The sequence below is a fragment of the Rhodopirellula europaea 6C genome (assembly GCF_000338295.1).
Classification (GTDB): Bacteria; Planctomycetota; Planctomycetia; order Pirellulales; family Pirellulaceae; genus Rhodopirellula; species Rhodopirellula europaea.
The window spans coordinates 1-752 of the sequence record NZ_ANMO01000087.1 but is presented as its reverse complement, the minus strand read 5'-3'; the positions used below and the strand labels follow the sequence as shown (position 1 = coordinate 752).

The window sequence follows — 752 nt, the reverse complement described above, 5'->3', positions numbered from 1 at the left end:
CAACTTGCAACAGGATCGCCAAAAGAAAGATCGTGAAAACACGAATTGGTTCGACGTTAGTGTTCATGATTCTTGAGTCGGGTAACGACCGCGGTAACGGGGCCGCCGCCACAAAACTATGATTTCAAAACCAGCGACATCGGCGGCTCCCGTTCACCGCTTTGTTCTGCCTTCTGTCGGCGTGAGTCTCGCGGCTTCGCGATCGAACCATTCAATTAAGCCGCAACACGCATTACGGAGTCCCATTGTACTGCAAATCGCGACGACAAATGGTCCCGGTTGCCTTTGACGCGTCCAAGCGGAGTGGGGGCGATGCAGAATTGTGGTTGTATGGTCATCCTCCTGAACGATCACCGATGCAAATCCGTCGAATTGTTCACCCCAATTGGTCAAGAAATCAAATTCACGGTATCGCTGAGAATCCGCAAGGATTGCCTCCATTGATCTCTCGTCGTCGCCGTAAATTGCATTTCGGACCAGATCATGGATTTGCTCGCGAGACAAACCATCAAACGATTCGTCCCACAGTGGATGTGGATTGTCGAGCAATTCCTTGAATCCACAGTACGCTCCGTACAAGCTGCAGTGGGGGTCAGAGAAATCGCCGAGAACTAAATCGCCGATATGTAAACACATTCTGCCCCAAACAACCGACGGGGCGACGAGGTGCGACTCTGTCATCGCCTCGATTGCAACGTCGTTTGGATCGCCAAACATCATTGAGATGTGAGCCTCGGTACTAAGGCAGAACG

General features: G+C 51.6%; 1 protein-coding gene. It reads right to left on the bottom strand.

Annotated elements, in window-relative coordinates; genetic code table 11:
- Positions 1–153: 153 nt before the first annotated feature.
- The coding region (locus RE6C_RS32760) for an Imm42 family immunity protein (protein ID WP_236618005.1) at positions 154–752 on the bottom strand (599 nt) is incomplete at its 5' end.